We start from the raw sequence: 5,845 nt of genomic DNA, 5'->3' as shown, positions 1-5,845 counted from the left end.
GGTGAAGGCGCGCTATCCGCTAGCCGAGATCGTGGTGGCCGAGCCCGAGGCATTCGACGACCACGGCATCTCGCTGAGCGCCGGCCATCGCGAGCCGCATCCGCCCGCGGGCCGCACCATCTGCGATGCGCTCATGGCCCTGATCCCCGGCGAGATGACGTTTGCGATCAACAGCAAGCTGCTCGCGCGCGGCGTCACGGCGTCGGACAAGGAAGTCGGTGCCGCTGTCGCGTTCGCCTATCGCGAACTGAAGCTCGTGGTGGAGCCCGGCGGCGCCGTCGGTCTCGCGGCGCTGCTGGCGGGGCGTCTCGACGTTGCCGGCAAGAACGTCGTCATCGTGCTCTCCGGCGGCAATGTCGATGCGGATTTGTTTGCGGAGCTGGTGGCCTGATCGTCATTCCGGGGCTCGCGAAGCGAGAGCTCGGGATCCATTTCCGCACTGTCTCTGCTGCACGATAGATTCCGGGCCTGCGCCTCGCGGCGCATCCCGGAATGACAAGAACTAACATGACAAAGGGGCAGAGCGTTGCCGCTCTGCCCCTTTGTTTTATCGACTTCGAGGTTCGAATGCGCGGCTTGTTCGGTGCAACCTCTCCCGCTTGCGGGGGAGGGAGCGCACCTTCTTCTTCGCTCGATCAGTGCATGAAGCCGCGATGGTTGTTACCGCCGCCATTCATGCTCGGCGCCTGGTTCATCGACTGCCGGAAGTTGTTGCCGCTGTTGACCATGCGGGTCGGCGTCGTGTTGAGCTGCGGGCGCTTGTCCTGCACGTTGTTCTGAACCTGCACCTTGTTCGCCGGGTTGTTGTTGAGCTTCACGATGCCGGTGTTGCCGTTGTTAACGCGGATCGGGTTGTTCTGAGTCTGGACCACCGGCTTCGTCTCGATAGTCGTGCCGCCCTTGCCGACATTCACGGGCATGCTCACGATCTTGCCCGGCTTGCCGTTGACGTTGCCGCCATTTGGGGTGTTGGTCGCTGGCAGGGTGACGATCCTGCCAACGCCGCCATTGGTGTTGGTCGTGTTGGTCGGCGCAGGCAGGGTGACGATCTTGCCCGGGGGCTGCGACGGCGTGCCGTTCGGCTGGCCCGGCTGGTTGTTGTTGCCCGAGGGCAGGTTGACGATCTGGCCGCCATTGCCGAGCTTGCCGATGACATTGCCGTCGACCGGCTTCTGGACGACCGGCAGGTTGCCGCCCATCTGCGGCCCACCATTACCCTGCTGCGAGGGCATGTATTTGGGCTGGCCGAGATTGCCGATCTTGAAGGTCGGGGCAATGTTCTGCGGCGCCAGGAACTTGGTCGCCTGCATCAAGGGGATCTGCTTCGGCTGCGCCTGCAGGTGCAGCGCGACTTGCGCATAGGGGCTGTTGCCGTAGCTGTCATAGAAGGTCTTGTAGCCGAGCGGCGAGTTCACGAGCACCGCCTTGTGCCAGGCCTGCGAGAGCAGGATGTTATTGAGCAGCCAGCGGACGTGGTCGCACAGCGGGTCGTGCGGATACATCTGGATGAACTCCTGATAATATTCCGGCCGGCCCTCGGACACGACGTAATCATAAGCCTGGCGCGTCGAGCGGCTCGGCAGGTTGGCCGCCATCTGCACCACCGGCGCCTTGACCGGCGCGCGGTTGGCGGCGACGGCGGTGTCGCCGAAGAAGGTGAAGTCGCTCGTGAGCGAGGAGCTCTCCCACGGAATCTGCGCGCCGCTGGTGGTCTGGTTCACCTGCAGGCGCACGCGCTTGAACAGCTGCTCGATCGGCACGTTGGGCTCGCGTGCGACGTTCAGGAAGGCTTGCGTATACGGGCTGTGGCCGCCAGTGCCGTCGAGCGCTTCGGCGCCCGGCGCGGTCGAGTAACCCACGATCGAGCCGTTCGGCGCATCGACGATGGCAAGGCCGCGGCCGGCGTCGTTCACGCTCGGGAACGGATTATTGCGGCAGGCATCGAGGATGACGATGCGCATGCGGCTCGGGATTGTCTCCAGCGTCGACATCACGTCGACGAGGCGCACCGAATTGCTGACGAGCTCGGTGGGGTTGGAGATCTTCGCGTCGACCGGAACCAGGTAGTTCTCACCGGCGAGCTGCACGCCGTGGCCGGCATAATAGACCATCGCCACTGTGTTCGGACCGCGCGAAGCGACCTTGGCGGAGAAGTCCTGGACGACGCGGAGCATGTCGTTCTGGGTCAAATCGGTTGCTGAGACCACTTCGAAGCCGGCGGAGTTCAGGAACTGCGCCATCGATTGCGCGTCGTCGTCGGGGTTCGCAAGCTGCGGTGCGTTTTGGTAGTTCGCATTGCCGATCACCAGCGCCACCCGCTGCTCCGGGCCTTGCAGCGCGGTGGAGGCGGGCTGGACAGGGGCAACCTGCGCGGAAGCGGGCCCGCAGGCGAAGCCGAACAGGCTTCCCAGCAGACCCGCAGTCATCAGGAAAGGCTTTAGGCGGAACATGGCGTGCTCCTCTGGCACTGATCTCGATGCGAGATTGGTTGCGAGGAAGCTTGGCCGCGTTCGAGGTTGAAGTCCGTGATCCCAATCACCATGGCGATCAACGTGATCTGAATCACGCTTGGAACCTGCTATGGTTAGCGATCGATTGGGAGGAACCGCCGTCACATGCTGAAATCGATCGATCCGATCCTGACGCCCGACCTGCTCTGGCTGCTCGCTTCCATGGGCCACGGCGACGACCTCGTGGTCGTCGACGCCAACCACCCGGCCACGCACATCGCCCGCAGCACGTCGTCGCAGCGCCTGATCCAGTTGCCGGGCATGACGATGGAGACGGCCGTCCGCGCCATCATGTCGGTCTATCCGCTCGACGATTTCGATCCCGACCCGGTGCGCGTGATGATGCCGGTCGACGATCCCGACCGCGTGCCCGACGTGCAGCGCGCAGTGCTGGCCGAGATCGAACGCGCCAGCGGCAGCACCATTGCTCCCGGCAAGCTCTCTCGGGCGGATTTCTATCGCGCGGCAGCGGCGGGTTTCGGCGTCGTGCAGGTCGGCGACAGCAGGGGCTACGGCTGCTTCCTGATCCGCAAGGGAGTGATCAGTTAGCTGGACTGGCGCATCAGCTCCGACGGCCAGCCGATCCGGACGAGGAGGCCGTCGGGACCGTTGATGCCCACTTCATACATGCCCCATTCGCGGTGACGCAGCACGCCGCCGGGGCGGATGATCAGATCGTCCACGCGCGCGGCGATGGCCTCGACGTCTGGCGTGCGGATGAAGACGCCGAAGGGATTGTGCTCCGGCACACGCCATGGGCCATCGCCGGCTTGCGTGAGATGTACCTCGCATCCCCAACCGCTCATGATGACATAGCCGTCATCGCCGCCCGTCCGCGCAAAGCCGAGACGTTCCCAGAACGGCTTGGCGGCAGGAAGATCGTTGCTCGGAATGATCGCGAAGGCGCCGACGCGCGGGTGCTCAGACATGGGTCCACTCCGGAACTTGCAAGACGTTTCGCGCAGCACTCGTGCTGCACCTTGCAAGCCTATCGAGAGAAGCCGATGAGCAGAAGCGACGAAAAGCCTCGCACTCGAATTTGAGTGGTCTTCTCGCATCCGCCTGTTTATTGTCGAACCATGTCTCGCCTTGTGTGTCTATCTGTTGCCATCATCCTGTCGCTGCTGCCCGCCACAGCGCCCGCTGCGTCAAACAAGCCTGCTAAGCCGGTCTGGAAAGGCTACGGCTTCCTGCCGGGCTATCGGCAGCCGCTGAGCAACAGCATTCCGCTCTACAAGCAGAAAGACGCGATGCGCCGAATGTCGCGCGCCGACCGACGTCATTGGTATATCGACCCGGTTCCGCAATATTACCGTTGGGACGGCGAGTGGCACTATTTCGGCCGCCCCGGCTTCAACGGCGGCCGCTACAATGGCGGCAGCTTTGGTCCGTGCTGGACGCGCACGCCGATCGGGGCGGTGTGGAATTGCGGGTGATCGGCCGGTCGCCGAGTGCGGCTAGGGGAAGCTTCGGACGACCTCGATCAGTCCGACGATTGCGGCATTGAAGGCATCGAGCTCTTCGGCCGGAATCCAGTACTCCAGATGCGAGCGCCCGCCGGCTTCCTGCACGTCGTACCTCGCGATGAAGCTTCGCTTGACCTCGAAGCGCGTCACGAAGCCCGTGCCGCTGGCCGGGACATTCCAGTCGCGCGCGATCTTGATTGCATAGTCTTCGGTCAGCACCGGATAGAAGATCGGCTGGTCAGGCAGGCGCGGGGGAAACGCGCGCATGCCGGTTTGCTGGATCAGCTCCAGCTCTTTGGGACCAACGGGACGCCAGAGGGTGAGGGTGTCTTCGGTGGGTGTCATCATTCAGCCGAGGGCAAATATGCCGAGAATTAAGAGGAGAGCCCGTAATAGCGTCGATAAGAATCGAGCTGTCGCTGGGGTGTAAAGCCCTCAAAATCCGTGGCGTACTTATTGTCTTCCAGCACAGCGAGGAGCGCTTTCGCCTCGGAAGCACTGCTTGCTTGCAGAAATGCTTTAGTAGTCTCAAGGCCAGCCCCGCAGGCGAGCTGAATGTCGATGTAGCATGACGCATCGAAAGAGGACATCTTGGCTCTATAGATCAGAAGAGCGTCGCTCGGGATGCCTGCCGAGAACAGCTGTATGCACAAGAGCCTCAATGGCTCATTGCTTTCTCGATTGCTGTCAGCAATCGCAGTTTGGATCATCCGGCGGATCTCCGGAAGATCGGCAGCATCCGGAGTGAGGCCAAAGCGCGCGAGCAGGTCATTTTCGTCCATGGCGATACAGGGTCTAGCGAAGCTGCGGCGTGGTCAATAGCCGGGACACGAGAGTGAGCGGCGCAAGCCCATCTAGCTCCGTCACCCTGAGGTGCGCGCTCTGCGGCGCGAATGCGCCGTGGAGCAAGCCTCGAAGGGCGACGGCCCGGCTGCATCGCGGCCGTGCATCCTTCGAGGCTCGGCTTGCAATGCTTTCGCATCGCAAGCCTCGCGCCTCAGGATGACGGGACTGGAAGCTGCACTCGTCCTTACGAGAAGAACGCGATCTTTTCGGCCTGGGTCATGCGGCGGATCGGCGCGAGGGGATCGTTGGCGGGCGCGCGAGGCTTCTGCAGAATGCCGCTGGCGAGGATGGTGGCGCCGAGCGAGGGCTCGGGCAAGGACGCGGACAAGGATGCAGACAGGGGTGAGGGTATCGGTGGCAGCGTTGCTGCTGGTGCTGCGGCGAATGTCGCCGTCGCAGCCATGGCCGGGACCTGCTGCTCCATCACTTCGGCGGCGGCCTCCGCAATGGCGTCGGTAAGGCGCGCGAGCGAGTCCATCGCGATGGGCGCATCCGCGACCTGCTCTTCCATCACCGGGGCAACGGCCGGCAGAGGTGCGACCGGCTCCGGAAGCTCGGCGGCAACGGGCGCTGCGGGCTCCGCTGGCCTCGGTTCCGGAGTGGCGGTTTCCATCTCGACCGTTGCGATGATCTCGTCGAACTCCGGATCCGGCGCGGCCATCTCCATCGCGATGGCCTCGAGCACGGCGTCGTCTTCGGCTTGCGCGGCAGCGTCGAGCGCGAATGCGTCAGCGGTGTCCGTGACCGGCTCTTCAAACGAAACGTCTTCAGGCGTGGTTTCTCCAGGCGCGACACTCTCCGGCGCCACATGGTCGAGCGCGGTGTTTCCGACAGCGATCTCGCTTTCGGCCGCAATCTCCGGCGCGACGGCCGCGTCCATTGCTTGCTCGGCCTCGGCGAACGCTTCGGTGGCGACGGCCGCTTCCACGAAGGTTTCGGGCTCGGCAGTTGCCACGACATCCTGTGGCGGCTCCGTAGAAGCCACGGGGGCTTCGCCGGCCATCGCTGCGGCTGCGGTCGGGG

7 protein-coding genes and 1 pseudogene are annotated in these 5,845 nt (G+C 63.9%); 3 read left to right on the top strand and 5 right to left on the bottom strand.

Features of this window, described 5'->3' with window-relative positions; genetic code table 11:
• Positions 1 to 391: pyridoxal-phosphate dependent enzyme (locus tag MOV75_RS24845; RefSeq protein WP_247006772.1), on the top strand; the 391-nt coding region annotated here is incomplete at its 5' end.
• A 244-nt stretch (positions 392 to 635) separates the two neighbouring features.
• Here MOV75_RS24845 and MOV75_RS24840 read toward each other — a convergent pair.
• Positions 636 to 2,450, bottom strand: a complete 1,815-nt coding sequence (locus MOV75_RS24840) for a caspase family protein (protein ID WP_246930165.1) — start codon at positions 2,448 to 2,450, stop codon at positions 636 to 638.
• Between the two features lie 165 nt (positions 2,451 to 2,615).
• Between MOV75_RS24840 and MOV75_RS24835 the strand changes: the two genes are divergently transcribed.
• The gene (locus tag MOV75_RS24835; RefSeq protein WP_246930166.1) at positions 2,616 to 3,059 is read left to right on the top strand and encodes an RbsD/FucU family protein; all 444 of its coding nucleotides are present in this window, start codon (positions 2,616 to 2,618) and stop codon (positions 3,057 to 3,059) included.
• Here MOV75_RS24835 and MOV75_RS24830 read toward each other — a convergent pair.
• Complete coding sequence (locus tag MOV75_RS24830; protein ID WP_246930167.1) at positions 3,056 to 3,439, bottom strand: VOC family protein; 384 nt, start codon at positions 3,437 to 3,439, stop codon at positions 3,056 to 3,058. The two genes, MOV75_RS24835 and MOV75_RS24830, sit on opposite strands and share 4 nt — an antisense overlap.
• Before the next feature lie 150 nt (positions 3,440 to 3,589).
• Here MOV75_RS24830 and MOV75_RS24825 point away from each other — a divergent pair, with 150 nt between their 5' ends.
• Positions 3,590 to 3,946 carry a hypothetical protein gene (locus MOV75_RS24825; protein WP_246930169.1) on the top strand — a complete coding sequence of 119 codons (357 nt, stop codon included), beginning with the start codon at positions 3,590 to 3,592 and terminating at the stop codon, positions 3,944 to 3,946.
• Positions 3,947 to 3,967: 21 nt separating this feature from the next.
• Here the strand turns inward: MOV75_RS24825 and MOV75_RS24820 are convergent, their stop codons facing one another.
• From MOV75_RS24820 to MOV75_RS24810, 3 genes and pseudogenes are all read right to left on the bottom strand, one after another.
• The gene (locus MOV75_RS24820) at positions 3,968 to 4,321 is read right to left on the bottom strand and encodes an ADP-ribosylation/crystallin J1 (protein WP_246930171.1); all 354 of its coding nucleotides are present in this window, start codon (positions 4,319 to 4,321) and stop codon (positions 3,968 to 3,970) included.
• Between the two features lie 29 nt (positions 4,322 to 4,350).
• Complete coding sequence (locus MOV75_RS24815; RefSeq protein WP_246930173.1) at positions 4,351 to 4,758, bottom strand: hypothetical protein; 408 nt, start codon at positions 4,756 to 4,758, stop codon at positions 4,351 to 4,353.
• Positions 4,759 to 5,006: 248 nt separating this feature from the next.
• Positions 5,007 to 5,845 (bottom strand): annotated as a pseudogene (locus tag MOV75_RS24810) (hypothetical protein); the annotation flags it as partial.

It is taken from the genome of Bradyrhizobium sp. PRIMUS42 (assembly GCF_023006515.1).
In the GTDB taxonomy this organism is placed as follows: domain Bacteria; phylum Pseudomonadota; class Alphaproteobacteria; order Rhizobiales; family Xanthobacteraceae; genus Bradyrhizobium.
This window is presented reverse-complemented; position numbering and strand designations above follow the sequence as displayed.